This is a genomic window from Acinetobacter sp. V104_13 (genome assembly GCF_031798995.1).
GTDB classification, from domain to species: Bacteria; Pseudomonadota; Gammaproteobacteria; order Pseudomonadales; family Moraxellaceae; genus Acinetobacter; species Acinetobacter pittii.
In genome coordinates, this window is sequence record NZ_JAVQNP010000025.1 from 365383 (window position 1) to 382588 (window position 17206).

Below are 17206 nucleotides of genomic sequence, written 5' to 3' on the forward strand. Positions count from 1 at the left end.
AGTTTGTAAGCAAAAGTAAAGTGTGACTCATGAGATTATGCAACATGTTGCATAAAAGTCAAAATTTGATTATAAATTTATGCAACAAGTTGCATTAGCAAGCTTATTGCTAGCCATAGGAGAAAATATGTCAGCTTATCCACATTTATTAAAGCCACTTGATTTAGGCTTTACTACTTTAAAAAATCGTGTGCTTATGGGTTCTATGCACATTGGGTTGGAAGAAGCACCGCAAGGATATGAGCGTATGGCTGCGTTTTATGCTGAGCGTGCAAAAGGTGATGTGGGGTTAATTGTAACTGGCGGTGTTTCTCCAAATGATGATGGTGTTGTATTTAGCCATGGAACCAAACTAGATACAGTTGAAGAAGCTGAAAAACATAAAATAATTACCCAAGCTGTGCATGAAGCCGGGGGTAAAATTGCTATGCAGATTTTACATACGGGTCGTTATTCTTATCAGGCAAATAACGTTGCGCCTTCAGCAATTCAAGCACCAATTAACCCGATTAAGCCTAAAGCTTTAAGCTCTGCGGAAGTACAACAAACCATTGATGACTTTGCCAACTGTGCCAAACTTGCTCAATATGCGGGCTATGATGGTGTAGAAATCATGGGCTCCGAAGGTTATTTAATTAACGAATTTATTGCAGCTCGAACCAATCATCGTGATGATGAATGGGGCGGTAGTTACGAAAACCGTATCCGCTTTCCAATTGAAATTGTAAAGCGCACACGTGCTTTAGTTGGTGAAAATTTTATCATCATTTATCGCCTATCTATGCTTGATTTAGTTGAAGGCGGTTCAAGTTTTGATGAAGTGATTCAGCTTGCAAAAGAAATTGAAAAAGCAGGCGCAACAATTATCAATACAGGTATTGGCTGGCATGAGGCACGTATTCCTACAATCGCAACCAAAGTTCCTCGTGCTGCATTTACTTGGGTGACTGAAAAACTTAAAGGTGAAGTCTCTATCCCTTTAATTACTTCTAACCGAATTAATACGCCTGAAATGGCTGAACATGTATTGGCATCGGGTCATGCTGATATGGTGTCTATGGCACGACCAATGTTGGCGGATGCTGAATTTGTCTTGAAGGCAAGTGAAGGTCGTAGTGATGAAATTAATACGTGTATTGGATGCAACCAAGCTTGTTTAGATCATATTTTCTCAATGAAAATTGCAACTTGTTTAGTAAACCCGCGTGCATGTTATGAAACTGAACTGATCTTTAAAGAAGCTCAGGTTAAAAAGAATATTGCTGTTATTGGTGCGGGTCCGGCAGGTTTAAGTTTTGCGGTATATGCAGCTGATCGCGGGCATCAAGTTAAAGTTTTTGAAGCAAGTCATCAAATTGGTGGTCAGTTTAATATTGCAAAAACGGTTCCTGGAAAAGAAGAGTTCTACGAAACTTTACGCTACTTTAGTCGTCAAATTGAATTGCGACCAAACATTGAACTTGTATTAAACCATCAAGCAACTTACGAAGAATTAAGCCAGGCAAATTTTGATGAAATTGTGGTTGCAACAGGTGTAACACCTCGTCAATTACAGTTTGAGGGAATTGATCATCCTAAAGTGTTGAGCTATTTACAGGTTTTAAAAGAGCGTGTGCCAGTAGGCCAACGTGTTGCCATTATTGGAGCGGGTGGTATTGGTTTCGACACAGCTGAATATCTTACTCATGAAGGTGAAAGTGGCAGTTTAAATCCAGAAAAGTTCTATGAAGAGTGGGGAATCGATACTCAATATGAACATGTAGGTGGTTTAAAACAACCAAAAGTTGAGGCATCTGAACGAGAAATTTATTTACTGCAACGTAAAACTGCTGCTGTAGGCGCTGGTTTAGGGAAAACAACAGGCTGGATTCATCGTACAGGACTAAAAAATCGTCAGGTCAAAATGTTTGCTGGTGTGCAATACGACAAGGTAGACGATCAAGGCTTACATATAACTATAGATGGAAAACCAAGTGTACTTGAGGTTGACCATGTGGTGATTTGTGCAGGCCAAGAGTCATTTACTGCAATGTATGATCAATTAAAAACAGATGGAAAAAATGTTCATTTAATTGGTGGCGCTAAAGAGGCAGGTGAACTGGATGCAAAACGTGCAATACGCCAAGGCGCTGAATTAGCAGCGACACTATAAATTTTTATGGGCATTTCTTATAAAGAGAAATGCCCGTTACTTCTTTGGTTAAATTATAGGATATAAAAACAATGACACTCGAAACAACAAAACAGTCTTTAGAAAAATGGCATGAAATGGTTCAGGCTGGTAACTTATCCGATCTAAATGATTTGTTGGCAGATGAAGTAGTTTTTCGCTCACCAGTTGCTTACAAACCTTATGAAGGAAAGCAGGTCGTTTTCTTCATTCTTACCAATGTGATTCAGGTGTTCGAAGACTTTACTTATCATCGTGAGTTCTACACAGAAGACGGTGAAAATGTAGTGCTTGAGTTCAGTGCCAATGTCAGTGGTAAATCATTAAAAGGTATTGATATGATTCGTTTTAATGAACAAGGCAAAATTATTGATTTTGAAGTAATGATACGTCCAATGAGTGGCTTAGCTGCATTGGCTGAACAAATGGGTATAAGAATTGCTAAGTTTCAGCCTCAATAATTTTAGTAAATAGCCTAAGTAAGATAGAGATCAATAAAATGTGGTTAAAGCTTTCAACTCTAGCATTGCTTCCTGTACTGTTTGTACAGGGAACAAAGGTTCGTAAGAATACACCACGCTTGCTAGAAGCCAGTGGTGAGAGACAAGGCATCGTTGGTAATGGAAGACCTCTATCATTACTTATTTTAGGAGACTCTGCCGCAGCTGGTGTTGGGGTGGAAACCCAAAAAGATGCTTTATCTGGTGCAATTATTTCTGAGTTGCAGGATCAATATTCAATACGCTGGAAACTGCATGCAAAAACAGGTGATACAACTAAGCAGGTTTTTCAAGCAGTACAGCATTTAGAGCAACAAAATTACGATGTGGTGGTTACGTCGATTGGGGTTAATGATGTAACAAAACTAACCTCAGCAAGTTCATGGATAAAACAACAAAAACAATTATTTCAATATATACAGGCACGTTTTCAGCCTAAGCTCATTATTGTTTCTGGTGTTCCGCCAATACAGCATTTTCCAGCTTTACCCAATCCATTGGCTTGGTTGTTTGGAAAATATGCGGAACAAATGAATCAGGTACTAGATAAATGGTTAGAATCACAAAACCAATTTAAGTTCATTCAATATGATATTGAGCATTTTCAAGCGATGAATCTGCCTATGGCAAGTGATGGTTTTCATCCGAGCAAGGAAATTTATGCAATTTGGGGACAACAGGTTGCAGCCTTAGTGCGGCAATCATTTAACTCATAATCAGAGGTAGTGATTGAAAATGGGCATATCTACTTTAAATAAAATTAAAGCTTTCGGTTCAGAATTGTTTGACTCAGTACTCGGTGCTGAACAGCCAAAAATCTATTATGATCCAAATGGGAAAATAAAAGATATTCTGGAGAAATTGCCCCAGCTCAAGCAAAAATATCGGCCCACACCGTGGTTAAGCAACAATCATGTTCATCTTTTATATTTTGATATTATTAGAAAAAAAACCATTAAGCTTGAATATGATCGTATTGATCAGCTCACCATGAAAGATGGTGGCGTAACTGCGATCGCGTGGTATGGCTATGATCTTCCTCCAGATACTCCAACAGTTGTCATTATGCATACCATTACAGGGACCCCTGAAAGTATGCGTGAACTTGTGAAAGATATACATCACTATACAGGATGGAGAATAGCACTATGCTTACGCCGTGGGCATGCTGGATTACCTATGCCTGTGCCACAGATTTCTCTTTTTGGGTCAACAAGCGATCTTAAAGAGCAACTTGAGCATATTCAAAATTTGTTTCCTAAATCGGATTTATACGCCGTAGGTTCCTCTGCTGGGACAGGACTACTGGTTCGCTACTTAGGAGAGCAAGGTACTGACACGCCATTTAAAGCTGCCTTTGCAATGTGCCCAGGCTACAACACAGAGATTGGCTTTAAAAATGTTCATCCGTTTTATAGCAAAATGATGACCAAAAAGTTATTCAAGTATTTTATTCATCCTTATCAAAATACATGGAACCAACTTTCTTCTATTGAAAAAGTTCTAGCGACGACAAGTCTGGAAGAGTTTGAGAAAGAATATTTTGAAATGGCTGGCTTTGAAGATTATCAAAGCTATTGCCAAGCCATTAATCCAATTTATGTATTTGAGAATGTCAAAATACCATTAATGATTCTTAACGCTGAGGATGATCCTGTCTGTTCTATTAAAAATTTGGAACCTTACAAAGAAACGATTCAGCAAATGAGTAATATTGCGGTAATCACCACAAAAAAAGGAAGTCATTGTGGCTTCTATGAAGGTTGGAAAAGTACATCATGGGCTGCCAAATTAATATCAAATTATTTTTTGGTCGAACATAAGCAATAACGGTAATTTGCAATAAGTTAAATAAAGCCCATTCAATAGATGGGCTTTATAATTTTATTAGATCAAGATAAAAGCAATTTGGGATCTTTTAGTCCAATTTTGATTTTTGTGCTAGCCACGAGGTCTTTTTCATCTGTTTGGTTGGGATGAAAGTCAAAGCGATAATAATCAAAAAATTGAGGGATCAATGTTCTATATTGTTTATTCGCAAAACTAAAGAACTTACGCCAAGATTTGAAATTTAAAAGTTGATGATCTCGTTTCATAAGAACAAATTGATAGATTGTTGAAAAGCCTGTAATTAAAAATAGACTTAAAGTAAAGACTGTAATGCGAGGAAGGTATGCACTTAAGCCGCTTCCATATAAATGTTGATAGAGATCAAAGGCCACAGCTTTATGTTCAGTTTCTTCAATACTATGCCATAGCCATAAATTGCGAATAGTTGAGTCCGTCATCAATTCATTAACGGATTGCATCATGCTAACCACAAGTACTGCTGTGTAGTGTTCTAGACCTACTGTTACAAGCAAATTCCATTTTTTACTAAAAACTTTTTCAATCGTTTTTAAAACGATGCCAGTTACTTTTTCTAAAGATTGAGGATCTAAACCATATTGCTGTGCACTTACATGAAAAGCATGATGTTCTTTAGAGTGCATTGCTTCTTGGCCAATAAAAGCACTGATTTCCCGATCTAAAATTTCATTCGACTTTGCTTTGGCGCGTAAAGCTCGAACAGAGCGAACAAAATATGATTCACCTTCAGGGAACAATGTTGATAAACCAGTAAAATAATGTGTAAAAGTAGGCTCGTTATTACACCAGTAGCGAGGTACGTTTTCAAAATTATAGTCCATACGACGGACTGGAAATGAGGCGGGGACACGATTTGATACTGTATTCATTCTAGGCTCCAATCTTCTTTTAATTAAAGTTCCAAAAAGGAACTTGATCAAAAACTACATCGCCCTATATCTATCGTCAATGCTTTTTTTGGCAGAAAAAGTAGATTGTCCCTAATTGATAACTAAGAAAACTTTAAAGATAAATAGAAAGAAAAGTAAAACTTATTATTGTGTTGATAATTTAAATAATATTTAAAAAGCCCAAACTGATGGTTCAATTTGGGCATATTCGCATACGAACTTAGTTCTTAAGCGCTGGAGTAGCAGCCGCAATTGCAGCAGCAACAGCATCATCTTCACTTTGAGCTGGTTCAGCTGGCTTAGATGGTTTTGGCTCTGCTTTTGGTTCAGGTTTTGGCTTCGGTTCTGCTTTAGGTTGCTCAGAAACATTTGTTTGTGAATTTTGCTCAGCTTGCGCAGGGCGAGTTTCACGGCGAATTTCAGTTGTCGTATTTGCTGTTTCTTCGTGATGCACCTCAACTTGCGTTGGTTCCTGAGTTTGAGCTTCTTCAGTTTGAACACTTTCTAGAGACTCAAATTTTGCAGGTTCAGCAGGTGTAGGTTCTGAAACAGCAGTTTCAACCTTTTCTTGCTCTTCTTCTTTAGGTGTTTCTTTTTTGACACATGCGGTTAACAATAGTCCAGCAGCAATTGCAGCACAGATTAAAAGTTTTTTATTTGCCATTGTCCTAAACAACATTTAATTGAGGAGCTGGCATTATAACAGCAAAAGAGAATGAAAAAATCATGTGAGATTGACCTAAATTTTTATTAAAAATGCTGATAGAATAGCCAGTTGTTTAATGATCTTTGAATTGATGCGGTTTGACTTTGCTTTATAGGGGCAGAGTACAGTAAAATTGCCAAACATTGTAGGCCGATTTCGGCTTGATTGTACGAGAAACTTAATGACCCATTTTATTTTTGTCACTGGTGGTGTAGTTTCATCGCTAGGTAAAGGTATTTCTGCTGCTTCAGTTGCTGCACTTTTGGAAGCCCGTGGCTTAAAAGTCACAATGGTTAAAATGGATCCCTACATTAATGTCGATCCAGGGACAATGAGCCCTTTCCAACATGGTGAAGTTTTTGTCACAGAGGATGGTGCCGAAACTGATCTAGACTTGGGTTATTACGAACGTTTCTTACGTCGTGCGAAAATGACCAAACTTAATAACTTTACCAGTGGTCGTGTATATCAGGACGTTTTAAATAAAGAACGTCGTGGTGACTATCTTGGTGGTACAGTTCAAGTTATTCCTCATATTACTGACAACATTAAAGAACGCGTACTTCGCGCAGGTGAAGGCTACGATGTTGCTATCGTAGAAATTGGCGGTACGGTAGGTGATATCGAATCACTTCCATTTATGGAGTCAGTTCGTCAGTTAATGGTTGAGCTTGGTCATAAAAGAACCATGCTTATGCATTTAACTTTGTTGCCATATATCAAATCTGCAGCAGAGCTTAAGACAAAACCAACTCAACACTCTGTAAAAGAGTTGCTTTCGATTGGTATTCAGCCAGATATTCTTATCTGCCGTACTGAATATGATGTGGATGTTGACACTAAACGCAAAATTGCATTGTTCACTAACGTAGAAGCGCGTGCTGTAGTGGTATGTAAAGATGCGAAAACGATTTATCAAATTCCACGTACATTCTATGAACAAAACGTTGATGATTTGATCTGTGAGCGTTTTGGATTTAATGATCTTCCAGAAGCAAACCTAGGAGATTGGGATAATGTAGTCGAAGCATTACTAAATCCTGAATACACTTTACGTGTAGCTATGGTTGGTAAATATGTTGAATTACCAGATGCTTATAAGTCTGTGAATGAAGCGTTATTACACGCAGGTATTAAAAATCGCGTAAAAGTACAAATTGATTATGTCAACGCTGAAGAACTCGAAAGCCAAGACGTATCTATTTTAAGTACAGCTGACGCAATTTTAGTTCCAGGCGGTTTTGGTGAGCGTGGTACTGAAGGTAAAATGAAAGCTATTCAATACGCACGTGAAAACAAAATCCCATTCTTGGGTATTTGTTTAGGCATGCAATTGGCTGTTATTGAATATGCTCGCCATGTTGCAGGTATGCCAGAAGCTTCTTCAACAGAATTTAATCGCTCTACAAAATATCCACTCATTGGTTTAATTACTGAATGGTTAGATGAGCGCGGTGAATTACAACAACGCAGCCTTGAGTCTGACCTAGGTGGAACTATGCGTTTAGGTGCTCAAAAATCTGAATTGGTTGAAGGCACAAAAACACGTGAAGTCTACGGTAAAGCTGAAATCACTGAGCGTCATCGTCACCGTTATGAAATGAATAACCGTTTCATCGAGTCGATTGAACAAGCTGGTATGAAGATTTCAGGTTACTCTTCAGCACAACATTTAGTTGAAACTGTAGAAATTCCTGAACATCCTTGGTTTATTGCTGTACAATTCCACCCGGAATTTACAAGTTCACCACGTGATGGACATCCATTATTTGCTAGTTTTATTGACGCTGCAAAAACACAGCATCAAAAAAGTAAATAATGCGATTTTAAATAAACTGGGAAAGTTTAAATGTCACAATTAAAACCACAAGAAGTTGTACGTTTAGGCGATATACAAATGGCAAATCATTTGCCATTTGTATTATTTGGCGGAATGAACGTACTTGAATCAAAAGATTTAGCTTTTGAAATTGCAGAAACGTATGTTGATATTTGCAAACGCTTAGATATTCCTTATGTATTTAAAGCGAGTTTCGATAAAGCAAATCGTTCTAGTCTGCATTCATTCCGTGGTCCTGGACTTGAAAAAGGTATCGAATGGTTAGGTGATATTAAAAAACATTTTAATGTTCCTATCATTACTGATGTGCATGAGCCATATCAGGCTGCACCAGTTGCAGAAGTAGCCGATATTATTCAATTACCCGCTTTCTTAAGTCGTCAGACTGATCTTGTCGAGGCGATGGCGAAAACACAGGCTATTATTAATATTAAGAAAGCCCAGTTTTTAGCACCTCATGAAATGCGTCATATCCTGCATAAATGTTTAGAAGCAGGAAACGACAAACTTATTCTTTGTGAACGTGGTTCAGCATTTGGTTATAACAATCTTGTTGTAGATATGCTTGGCTTTGACACAATGAAAGAAATGAATGTGCCAGTTTTCTTTGACGTGACACATGCATTACAAACCCCTGGTGGTCGTTCTGACTCAGCAGGTGGTCGTCGTGCTCAAATTACAACTTTAGCACGCGCTGGAATGGCAACTGGTTTGGCTGGATTGTTCTTGGAAGGACACCCAGATCCAGAACATGCAAAATGCGATGGACCTTGTGCATTACGTATGTCGCAACTTGAACCGTTCTTGGCACAAATAAAAGAATTGGATACTTTAGTTAAAGGATTCAAAAAGTTAGACACCCATTGAGTTGTTTTATAACCCTTACGCTGCTTTAACCGCAGCTCATATTCATTCAAAGAGGAATTGTTCATGAGCCAAATCGTTGACATTCGTGCACGTGAAATTTTGGACTCTCGTGGTAACCCAACCATCGAAGCAGACGTAATTTTAGAATCTGGGGTTGTTGGTCGTGCATGTGCACCATCTGGTGCTTCAACTGGTTCTCGTGAAGCTTTAGAACTACGTGACGGTGATAAATCGCGTTACTTAGGTAAAGGCGTTCGTACAGCAGTTAATAACGTTAATACGTTGATTCGTGATGCTTTGTTGGGTAAATCAGTTTTTGAGCAAAAAGACATTGATAATACAATGATCGCGCTTGACGGTACTGAAAACAAAGAGAAATTAGGTGCTAACGCAACTTTAGCTGTGTCATTGGCTGCTGCGCGCGCTGCTGCTGAAGAAAAGAAACTTCCTCTTTTCCAATACATCGCAGATCTTCGTGGTCAAACAATTTTGACAATGCCTGTACCGATGATGAACATCTTAAATGGTGGTGAGCATGCGGACAACACTGTTGATATTCAAGAGTTCATGATTGAGCCTGTAGGTTTCACTTCATTTGCTGAAGCTTTACGTGCTGGTGCTGAAGTATTCCATTCTTTAAAATCAGTTTTAAAGAAACAAGGTTTGAATACTGCTGTAGGTGATGAAGGTGGTTTTGCTCCTAACTTACGTTCTAACGAAGAAGCAATTCAAATCATTTTACAAGCAATTGAATTGACTGGTTACAAAGCTGGTTCAGACATGATGCTTGCACTTGACTGCGCATCTTCAGAATTCTACAAAAACGGTCAATACGTTTTAGAAGGTGAAGGTAACCGTGCATTTACAAGCCATCAGTTTGCAGATTATTTAGCTGGCCTTGTAAATCAATATCCAATTATCTCAATCGAAGATGGTCTTGATGAGTCTGATTGGGAAGGCTGGAGCTACTTGACTTCAATCCTTGGTGATAAAATCCAATTGGTTGGTGATGACTTGTTCGTAACTAATCCTAAGATTTTACAACGTGGTATTGATGAAAAAGTTGGTAACTCAATCTTAATCAAATACAACCAGATCGGTACTTTGACTGAAACTTTAGATGCAATCTATCTTGCTAAAGCAAATGGTTATTCGACTGTTATTTCTCACCGTTCTGGTGAAACAGAAGATTCTACTATTGCTGACTTAGCAGTAGGTACAGCTGCTGGTCAAATCAAGACTGGTTCACTTTGTCGTTCTGACCGTGTGTCTAAGTACAACCAATTACTTCGTATTGAAGAATTGACTAAAGCTGCTTACCGCGGTAAAGCTGAGTTTAAAGGTTTAAACTAATCTTTAAATAAAAAGTTAAAATTAATTTTTTAACATTTGAAGGTGCTATTTCCTGTTTTTAATAGGAAATAGCACCTTTTTTATTATCCTAATCGGCGTGTTTTTAAAGACTCAGCCCAACTGTGATGTTTACAGCGGGTACATTCTTGATCGATCTTATTTAAAATTTTTGTTTCACCACATTTCATACATGAATAAAAAGTATTAAGTTTCAGTACATCGGCTTTACGGTAGGCATCAGGGAATAGCGGCAAGCCCCATTTTACATCTTCATCTTCAAAATAAAGCAGACTAAGAATACCATCCGACTCCAACAAAGCTGTTCTTACTTGTCCAAGGTGCTCAACATTTTGTTGACGCATTTCAGAGAAAAACTCATCATGAGAATATGATTGTTTTTGGAAATCTTTGTAGACTACAAGGCCATCCTTAACAATACAAAGCGCTTTTCCTTCAAGCAAATCTTCAATTTTTTTATGCTTTACCATACTCCATGTAGCAAAGCGATAAAGAAAAAGAATAACAACAAACGCGACGAATGCATGGGCAATAGGTAAGTCCTCGGTAAACATCGGGTCACCAGCGGCTGAACCTAAACATAAAATAATGGCGAGTTCAAAAAGGGAGAGCTGACGTATACCTCGTTTACCGGATAATCTTAAAAAGCTAATAATGATGATGAACATTACGGTACATCGAACCAAAATTTCTAAAACAAATTTCCAAGTCGTGTCACCAATGAAAATATTAAAAAAATCCATTTTTTTCTCCTTATTAAAATAGTTAGAAGAGATCCTTATAAATTCTTAACAAAGTAAAAAATAAAAAAATATACTTTTTAGGTAGTTATTGGTTAAAAGCTCGAAATATATGTGACTTTTTATAAATTTATTTCAAATAATTCTTTATGAAGGAGTTTACTGTTGATAGCGTGACCAAGCTGATTTATTGCAAAGTAGATCTAAAAAGGTACTTTTACTTTATATGAGCTTGTATTTACATGAGAGATAAAAAATATAAAAGATATACTTTGTGGGTTTCTTATTATTAAATAAATTCTCCTTAAGAAAGATATGACTATAAATATGATTAATAACCAAAAATTTATTATCTTTAATAAGATAGTTTAACGACAATTAGAAGTATAGGGGATGGCATCTAAACGTTTTTGAAAAGCATGAGGATCCATAATATTTTTATACATTTGTTGATAAGTTTTTTTGTGATCTTCAATATTATGATAGTCGATAATTTCTTGGAGTTTGTCTTTGTATTCTATATGGCCAGCATTGAACATCGCTGCATACTGTCCCCATAAAGCATATTGATATCTTAAAGCAGCTTTTGGGATCAAATTTATCTCGGTTAAATAACTATTAGCAGTTTTTTCATAGCATTCTTTTATTTGATAAGGGTCTCTTTTCATTTTGCTTAAAAAAATACATTGCATCTCTTGTAGCTTTGAAATATCTGTTTTAGCTAGTATTTTTTCGGTAACACTATATGCTTCCTTAAGACAACCTAAATGTACAAGTATTTTGCGTTTAGTTTTTAAAATATTTAGGTTGTTCTCGCTAGAAGGTATCTTTTTCAATAAGTTTTTAAATCTTAAGTGAGCAGTTGTTTGGTCTTGTTCTGTATTTAATTTATAAATAATTTCATTATATTCATATATATAAGTATTAATTTTTTCATGTTGCTTATGGTTGTCCTTCATATTAATTATTTTTGAAGGACTATCATCAGTATGGTTATTACAAGCGCTCAAACCTAAGCTTACTAAAGAAAATGCTAAAACTTTATGCACTACAACTTGTACCTTTATTCTCTATGATGATATTTTAGAAGAATAATAAAATATAAAAGAAAATACTGTTTAGTTTGTTATTTTTTGAGTTAATCATAAAACTATTGCATAACATTTTATTGGCTAATTGAAAGAGCAATAAATTTAAAAGATGTGATGACCAAACAAGGTTTGAAGAGAGTGAAAATATATAAGTGATTAGAACCATTGATAATTTAATTTAAACAAATAGGAATAATTATTAATATATTGTTGATAACAATTATCATTCATGTTAATTTTTGTGCCGACTTTTGCTGCTGTGTAACAAGGACCAAAGTAGCAAAAGACTAAGGAATCTCGCACAGCACATTGGTTATTATGGAATTTTCTTATGTACACTCCGCCCTTTAGAAAAGCGTTTACATCTCATCCGTTAGCACTTGCTATGGCTTTAACTGCTCCTTCAATTGTTTATGCTGATGAGATAAATGGAACAGCCACTTTAGAAACGATAAAAGTACAAGCAGAAGAAGATTTCGCTGTTACCGAAGGTTCGGGCAGCTATACAGCAAAAAGCACAAATACTTCTACAAAATTAAATTTATCTCTTCGTGAAACACCACAGTCGGTGAAGGTTTTAACCCGTGAATATTTAGATGATCGGAAAATCGATTCTTTTCAAGATTTAATGAACAATATTACGGGTGTTTCGACTTCACGTACTGATGAGCGTCAGAAAGTTTATGCACGTGGTTTTGAGGTAGATTATTACTTAATAGATGGAATACCGAGCACGATTAATTTAGGTACAGGGGACCTTGATTTAGATATTTATGATCGCGTCGAGGTGGTGAAAGGTGCTAATGGCTTAACCACAGGTGCGGGCAATCCCGCGATGGCGCTGAACATGATTCGCAAACATGCAAACTCAAAAGAACTTAGTGGTAATGTCAGTACATCATTAGGCTCATGGAACTCTTGGAGTAGTTCGGCAGATATTTCTGCACCGCTTAATGTTGATGGTTCATTGCGTGGACGTATGTTTGTGAAGCATTCTGATGAAAATTCATTTATGGATTTTTATGAGAAAGAACGGAATGTATTTTATGGTGCCCTTGATTATGATCTGAGCGATAAAACAAGTATGTCGCTTGGAGCTACTTATCAAGAATTGCATCGTGATGGTATCCGCTGGGGTGGTACACCTGCTTTTTATACTGATGGGACCCGTACCAATTTTTCTAGAAGCTTAACAGTAAGTGCACCTTGGACATATTGGGATGTGAATACAACGGCAGTGTTTGCAAACTTAAAACAGAATTTGTTTGGTGATGTTAATTTAAATGTTGCTTATACCTTCCGCAAAGAAGATACGGACTCTATGTTGTTATATACAGCTGGAAAAGTAGATAAGGCAACCAGCACCAGTCCACTAAAAAATATAGATGATAATAAAAAGGATAATGTTTCTGTATATGGTGCCAAAGCTGCGAGTGAAGAAAACAATATTGATGTTTTTATTAATGCCCCATTTACACTTTTTAATCGTCCACAAGAAATCATTATTGGTGGATCTTGGAATAAGAATGAAAAGACCAAAGATATTTTTGGTGGATCTAACAAAAATCAAGACATTGAAAAATATTTAGGTGGTCCGCTTAACTATAATGATATAGCTCAAGAGTTGCTTCAGCCTGTTGTTTTAAACGGCAAAAATGCGCTGAATGAAACCACACAAACTGCGGCATATATTGCTGGAAAATTTCAAATTCTAGACCCTTTGAAAATTATTGCTGGTGTACGTTTATCTAACTGGAAATATAAATCTGAAAATGATAAAGGTAACCGTGAATTTAACAATGAATTAGCACCATATATTGGCGCTATTTATGATTTTGCCCAAGATCATTCTGTCTATGCGAGTTATACAGAGATTTTCAAACCTCAAGATCGTAAAGATGTAAATGATCAATATATTGACCCGATTAAAGGTAAGAGTTATGAGGCTGGCTTAAAAAGTGAGTGGTTTGGGGGGCGTTTAAATACAGCATTGTCAGTATTTAGAATAGAACAATCTAATTTTGCTGAATTGATACCTGGAGTATTTATTGTCCGTAATGGTATACAAACTACAGAACAGGCCTATCGCGCTGTAGATGGGGTTGAAAGTAAAGGTTTTGAGTTTGAAGCTGATGGCGAGATTAATGACAATTGGGGCATTAACTTTGGTATTGCTAATTTTGAAGCAAAAGATGCAAAGGGTACGAAGGTTAATACGACAAACTCTCGAACAACTTCAAATTTATTTGTTAAGTACAAAGTTAATCAGTGGAGTGCAGGACTTGGCTTAAATTATAAGAGCAAATACTATACGGGTAGTGGAAGCACTCGCATTGAGCAAGATGCTTATGTTTTAGCAAGTGCGATGCTTGGTTATCAAGTGGATAAAAATATCAAACTTCAATTTAACATCGATAATATTTTTGATGAGAAATATTATGAGGGTATTGGTGAAAACTCAATGAACTGGGGAACACCACGAAATGCAACGCTGAGTGTTCGTTATAATTTTTGATACAGACATACTCATAAGTAACCGATTTATAAAAGCCCTCAAAAGAGGGCTTTTTTGTGCGTAGATTGATTTATAAGCAGTTGTACTTATAAATATTATTTCCCTTTCAAATTCCATTCATTTTTGACAAAATGAAACATGTCACAATGGTCAATTAAAGTAATATGCCCATTAATAATTTTGCTTAAATTTTTGCAGGAATTTCGCATGCTACTTCTTAATTACTATACAATACAATCTCTTAATGAAAGTTTTTAATTAAAAATCTTAATGATATGTTAGAAGTATTTCGATCCACTTCAAGCAAACTGATATTGCTACTGGTTATTGTTTTAGTAGCCATACTGCAATATCAATTTTGGTTAGGTGAGGGTGGCTATCTCCCTCATCAAGCTCTCATGCAACAAATTCAGCAACAAGCTGAAGTAAATGAAGAGCTTAAAGAAAGAAACCGTATTTTGGCAGCAGAGGTTTTTGACCTGAAAAATGGTACAGAAGCAATAGAAGAACATGCTCGCCTTGATCTTGGTTTGGTTAAACCACATGAGACATTTGTTCAAATGAGTACCATCAGTACCCATTACAAGCCTATTTATATTGACCCGAACGCTAAAGTTGATTTGGAAACGAATGAGACACCTGCATCCCCAGATATCCCAGACTAAATTGTGGGCAGTGATTCCAGCTGCAGGGTCAGGAAGTCGATTTTCTAAAACTGAATTGAAGCAGTATCAATATATTCAGAATACGACTGTTTTAGAACATACTGTTCGGCGCATAAGTCAACTTCCATTAAATGGTTATGTTTTGGCAATTGGTACCCAAGATACTTTTGCTCAGACTCTCGCATTTCAAAATATAGATAAGGCTCATTTTTGTATGGGTGGGGCAGAACGAGTCCATTCAGTATTAAACGCATTAAATCATCTTTTAACTTTTGCTGACGAAAATGATTGGGTGCTTGTGCATGATGCAGCACGGCCTTGTGTAACAATTGAATGTTTAAATACCCTTGTTGAACAAGCAATTAAATCAAATCATAGTGCTATTTTAGCGATTCCTGTTCGTGATACGTTAAAGCGGGTTAGGGTAGATAATTATATTAATAAGACGGTAAGTCGGGATTCATTGTGGCAAGCTCAAACTCCTCAAATTGCTAAAATTGGGAAGCTCAAAAAGGCAATTGAATACGCTTTAGAAAATAACATTGCTATTACCGACGAGGCAAGTGCACTCGAATATATGGGTGAAACTGTGCAGGTTGTAATGGGGCGTTCTGATAATATTAAAATTACTTATCCTGATGATTTAGAGCTTGCACGTTTAATTTTACAATCACAGTCTTAAGATAAATATACATAATAATATTTTGTAGTTTTATTTGAGAAATAGCCTAAGTAAATATTTCATTTCTACATATCTATTTATAAGAATTAATATTTTTTTACACCCCAAGTCTATAAGATTAGTTGAGTAATTTACTTAGATAATGTTCGATCATCGAACAAAATATATTTATACCGAACAAAACTGTATGTAGCTTACTAGATCAAAATACGAAAATTATCAAAAATGTTTAAAAGGGAAATCTAAGGGAAACACTCGGGATTGAGTGAAATATTTATCTATTCTTCTCGCCTCAGTGTGCCTAACTCTCTTACCTATCTCTTCTTCAATGAGCACAATGGAGTTGTCTAATGATTGACAAAAGTAAGTCCTCACTAAGCGAGGTTCTATCGCAGATTAAAGATGGTGCAACCATTCTGATTGGTGGTTTCGGTACCGCAGGACAACCCGCTGAACTCATTGATGGTCTTATTGAACTCGGTGTTAAAGGCCTAACCATCGTCAGTAACAATGCCGGTAATGGCGATTATGGTCTGGCGAAATTGCTGAAAGCAGGCTCAGTTAAAAAAGTGATTTGTTCTTTCCCACGTCAGTCAGATTCTTATGTATTTGATGAACTGTACCGTGCCGGAAAGGTCGAGCTTGAAGTGGTCCCGCAAGGTAATCTGGCGTGTCGTATTCAGGCAGCAGGTATGGGCCTAGGCGCTGTGTTTACCCCAACAGGCTTTGGAACACTTTTGGCCGAAGGCAAAGAAACCCGTGAGATTGATGGGAAAGATTACGTACTTGAATATCCGATCAAGGCTGACTTTGCTTTGATTAAAGCCTACAAGGGTGACCGCTGGGGCAATCTGGTTTACCGTAAATCTGCACGTAACTTTGGCCCGATTATGGCCATGGCTGCGGATGTCACTATTGCTCAGGTTTCTGAAGTGGTTGAACTCGGTGGATTAGACCCTGAGCACATTATCACCCCAGGTATTTTTGTACAGCACGTTGTACAAGTAGCGCCAGCACAGTAAGCAATAAGGAGAAATAACATGAGCTACCAGAAACTCAGCCGTGACCAGATTGCACAACGTGTGGCACAAGACATTCCAGATGGCGCCTATGTGAACTTGGGTATTGGCCTACCAACCAAGATCGCTAGTTACTTACCTGACGATAAAGATATTTTTCTTCATTCTGAAAATGGCCTATTGGCTTTTGGCCCACCGCCAGCGGCAGGTGAAGAAGATCCTGAACTGATTAATGCGGGTAAAGAGTTTGTGACCATGCTTGAAGGTGGTAGCTTTTTCCA

General features: G+C 37.0%; 16 protein-coding genes. 12 read left to right on the top strand and 4 right to left on the bottom strand.

Annotation, left to right across the window (positions count from 1 at the left end; genetic code table 11):
• Nucleotides 1–127: 127 nt before the first annotated feature.
• The 4 genes from RMB06_RS11305 (at nucleotide 128) to RMB06_RS11320 (ending at nucleotide 4500) form a co-directional block, all read left to right on the top strand.
• Nucleotides 128–2152 (top strand): NADPH-dependent 2,4-dienoyl-CoA reductase, encoded by a 2025-nt coding sequence (locus tag RMB06_RS11305; RefSeq protein WP_311079519.1) that lies wholly within the window; start codon nucleotides 128–130, stop codon nucleotides 2150–2152.
• A 71-nt stretch (nucleotides 2153–2223) separates the two neighbouring features.
• Entirely contained in the window at nucleotides 2224–2631 is a 408-nt protein-coding gene (locus tag RMB06_RS11310; RefSeq protein WP_005069036.1) for a nuclear transport factor 2 family protein, read from the top strand.
• Nucleotides 2632–2669: 38 nt separating this feature from the next.
• Nucleotides 2670–3386, top strand: a complete 717-nt coding sequence (locus RMB06_RS11315; RefSeq protein WP_311079520.1) for an SGNH/GDSL hydrolase family protein — start codon at nucleotides 2670–2672, stop codon at nucleotides 3384–3386.
• Nucleotides 3387–3405: 19 nt separating this feature from the next.
• The gene (locus RMB06_RS11320) at nucleotides 3406–4500 is read left to right on the top strand and encodes a YheT family hydrolase (RefSeq protein WP_014206940.1); all 1095 of its coding nucleotides are present in this window, start codon (nucleotides 3406–3408) and stop codon (nucleotides 4498–4500) included.
• A 62-nt stretch (nucleotides 4501–4562) separates the two neighbouring features.
• Here RMB06_RS11320 and RMB06_RS11325 read toward each other — a convergent pair whose 3' ends face one another.
• Both RMB06_RS11325 and RMB06_RS11330 read right to left on the bottom strand, forming a co-directional pair.
• Nucleotides 4563–5408 carry a metal-dependent hydrolase gene (locus tag RMB06_RS11325; protein ID WP_025468387.1) on the bottom strand — a complete coding sequence of 282 codons (846 nt, stop codon included), beginning with the start codon at nucleotides 5406–5408 and terminating at the stop codon, nucleotides 4563–4565.
• Nucleotides 5409–5649: 241 nt separating this feature from the next.
• Nucleotides 5650–6093: a hypothetical protein gene (locus RMB06_RS11330; RefSeq protein WP_057085293.1), complete on the bottom strand. Its 444-nt coding sequence runs from the start codon at nucleotides 6091–6093 to the stop codon at nucleotides 5650–5652.
• A gap of 223 nt (nucleotides 6094–6316) precedes the next feature.
• On the opposite strand from RMB06_RS11330, the gene RMB06_RS11335 reads away from it, so the two are divergent.
• The 3 genes from RMB06_RS11335 (at nucleotide 6317) to eno (ending at nucleotide 10195) form a co-directional block, all read left to right on the top strand.
• Nucleotides 6317–7954 carry a CTP synthase gene (locus tag RMB06_RS11335; protein ID WP_311079523.1) on the top strand — a complete coding sequence of 546 codons (1638 nt, stop codon included), beginning with the start codon at nucleotides 6317–6319 and terminating at the stop codon, nucleotides 7952–7954.
• A gap of 30 nt (nucleotides 7955–7984) precedes the next feature.
• Complete coding sequence (kdsA, locus tag RMB06_RS11340) at nucleotides 7985–8842, top strand: 3-deoxy-8-phosphooctulonate synthase (protein ID WP_002121042.1); 858 nt, start codon at nucleotides 7985–7987, stop codon at nucleotides 8840–8842.
• 63 nt (nucleotides 8843–8905) lie between these two features.
• Entirely contained in the window at nucleotides 8906–10195 is a 1290-nt protein-coding gene (gene eno, locus RMB06_RS11345; RefSeq protein ID WP_002121066.1) for a phosphopyruvate hydratase, read from the top strand.
• Between the two features lie 83 nt (nucleotides 10196–10278).
• Here the strand turns inward: eno and RMB06_RS11350 are convergent, their stop codons facing one another.
• The gene (locus RMB06_RS11350; protein WP_014206937.1) at nucleotides 10279–10956 is read right to left on the bottom strand and encodes a DUF421 domain-containing protein; all 678 of its coding nucleotides are present in this window, start codon (nucleotides 10954–10956) and stop codon (nucleotides 10279–10281) included.
• Nucleotides 10957–11321: 365 nt separating this feature from the next.
• Nucleotides 11322–12002, bottom strand: coding sequence for a hypothetical protein (locus tag RMB06_RS11355; protein WP_311079526.1), 681 nt, complete (start codon nucleotides 12000–12002; stop codon nucleotides 11322–11324).
• 373 nt (nucleotides 12003–12375) lie between these two features.
• On the opposite strand from RMB06_RS11355, the gene RMB06_RS11360 reads away from it, so the two are divergent.
• From RMB06_RS11360 to RMB06_RS11380, 5 genes are all read left to right on the top strand, one after another.
• The gene (locus RMB06_RS11360; RefSeq protein ID WP_404976475.1) at nucleotides 12376–14559 is read left to right on the top strand and encodes a TonB-dependent siderophore receptor; all 2184 of its coding nucleotides are present in this window, start codon (nucleotides 12376–12378) and stop codon (nucleotides 14557–14559) included.
• Nucleotides 14560–14834: 275 nt separating this feature from the next.
• A complete protein-coding gene (ftsB, locus tag RMB06_RS11365; protein WP_005069056.1) occupies nucleotides 14835–15224 on the top strand; it encodes a cell division protein FtsB in 390 nt (129 codons plus the stop codon).
• On the top strand, nucleotides 15190–15906 hold the full coding sequence (ispD, locus tag RMB06_RS11370; protein WP_005069059.1) for a 2-C-methyl-D-erythritol 4-phosphate cytidylyltransferase: 717 nt from the start codon (nucleotides 15190–15192) through the stop codon (nucleotides 15904–15906). Before ftsB ends, ispD begins: the two co-directional genes overlap by 35 nt.
• Nucleotides 15907–16256: 350 nt before the next feature.
• Nucleotides 16257–16928, top strand: a complete 672-nt coding sequence (locus RMB06_RS11375) for a 3-oxoacid CoA-transferase subunit A (RefSeq protein WP_005069060.1) — start codon at nucleotides 16257–16259, stop codon at nucleotides 16926–16928.
• A gap of 18 nt (nucleotides 16929–16946) precedes the next feature.
• Nucleotides 16947–17206 (top strand): CoA-transferase (locus tag RMB06_RS11380; RefSeq protein WP_311079529.1); only part of this gene is annotated, 260 nt, incomplete at its 3' end.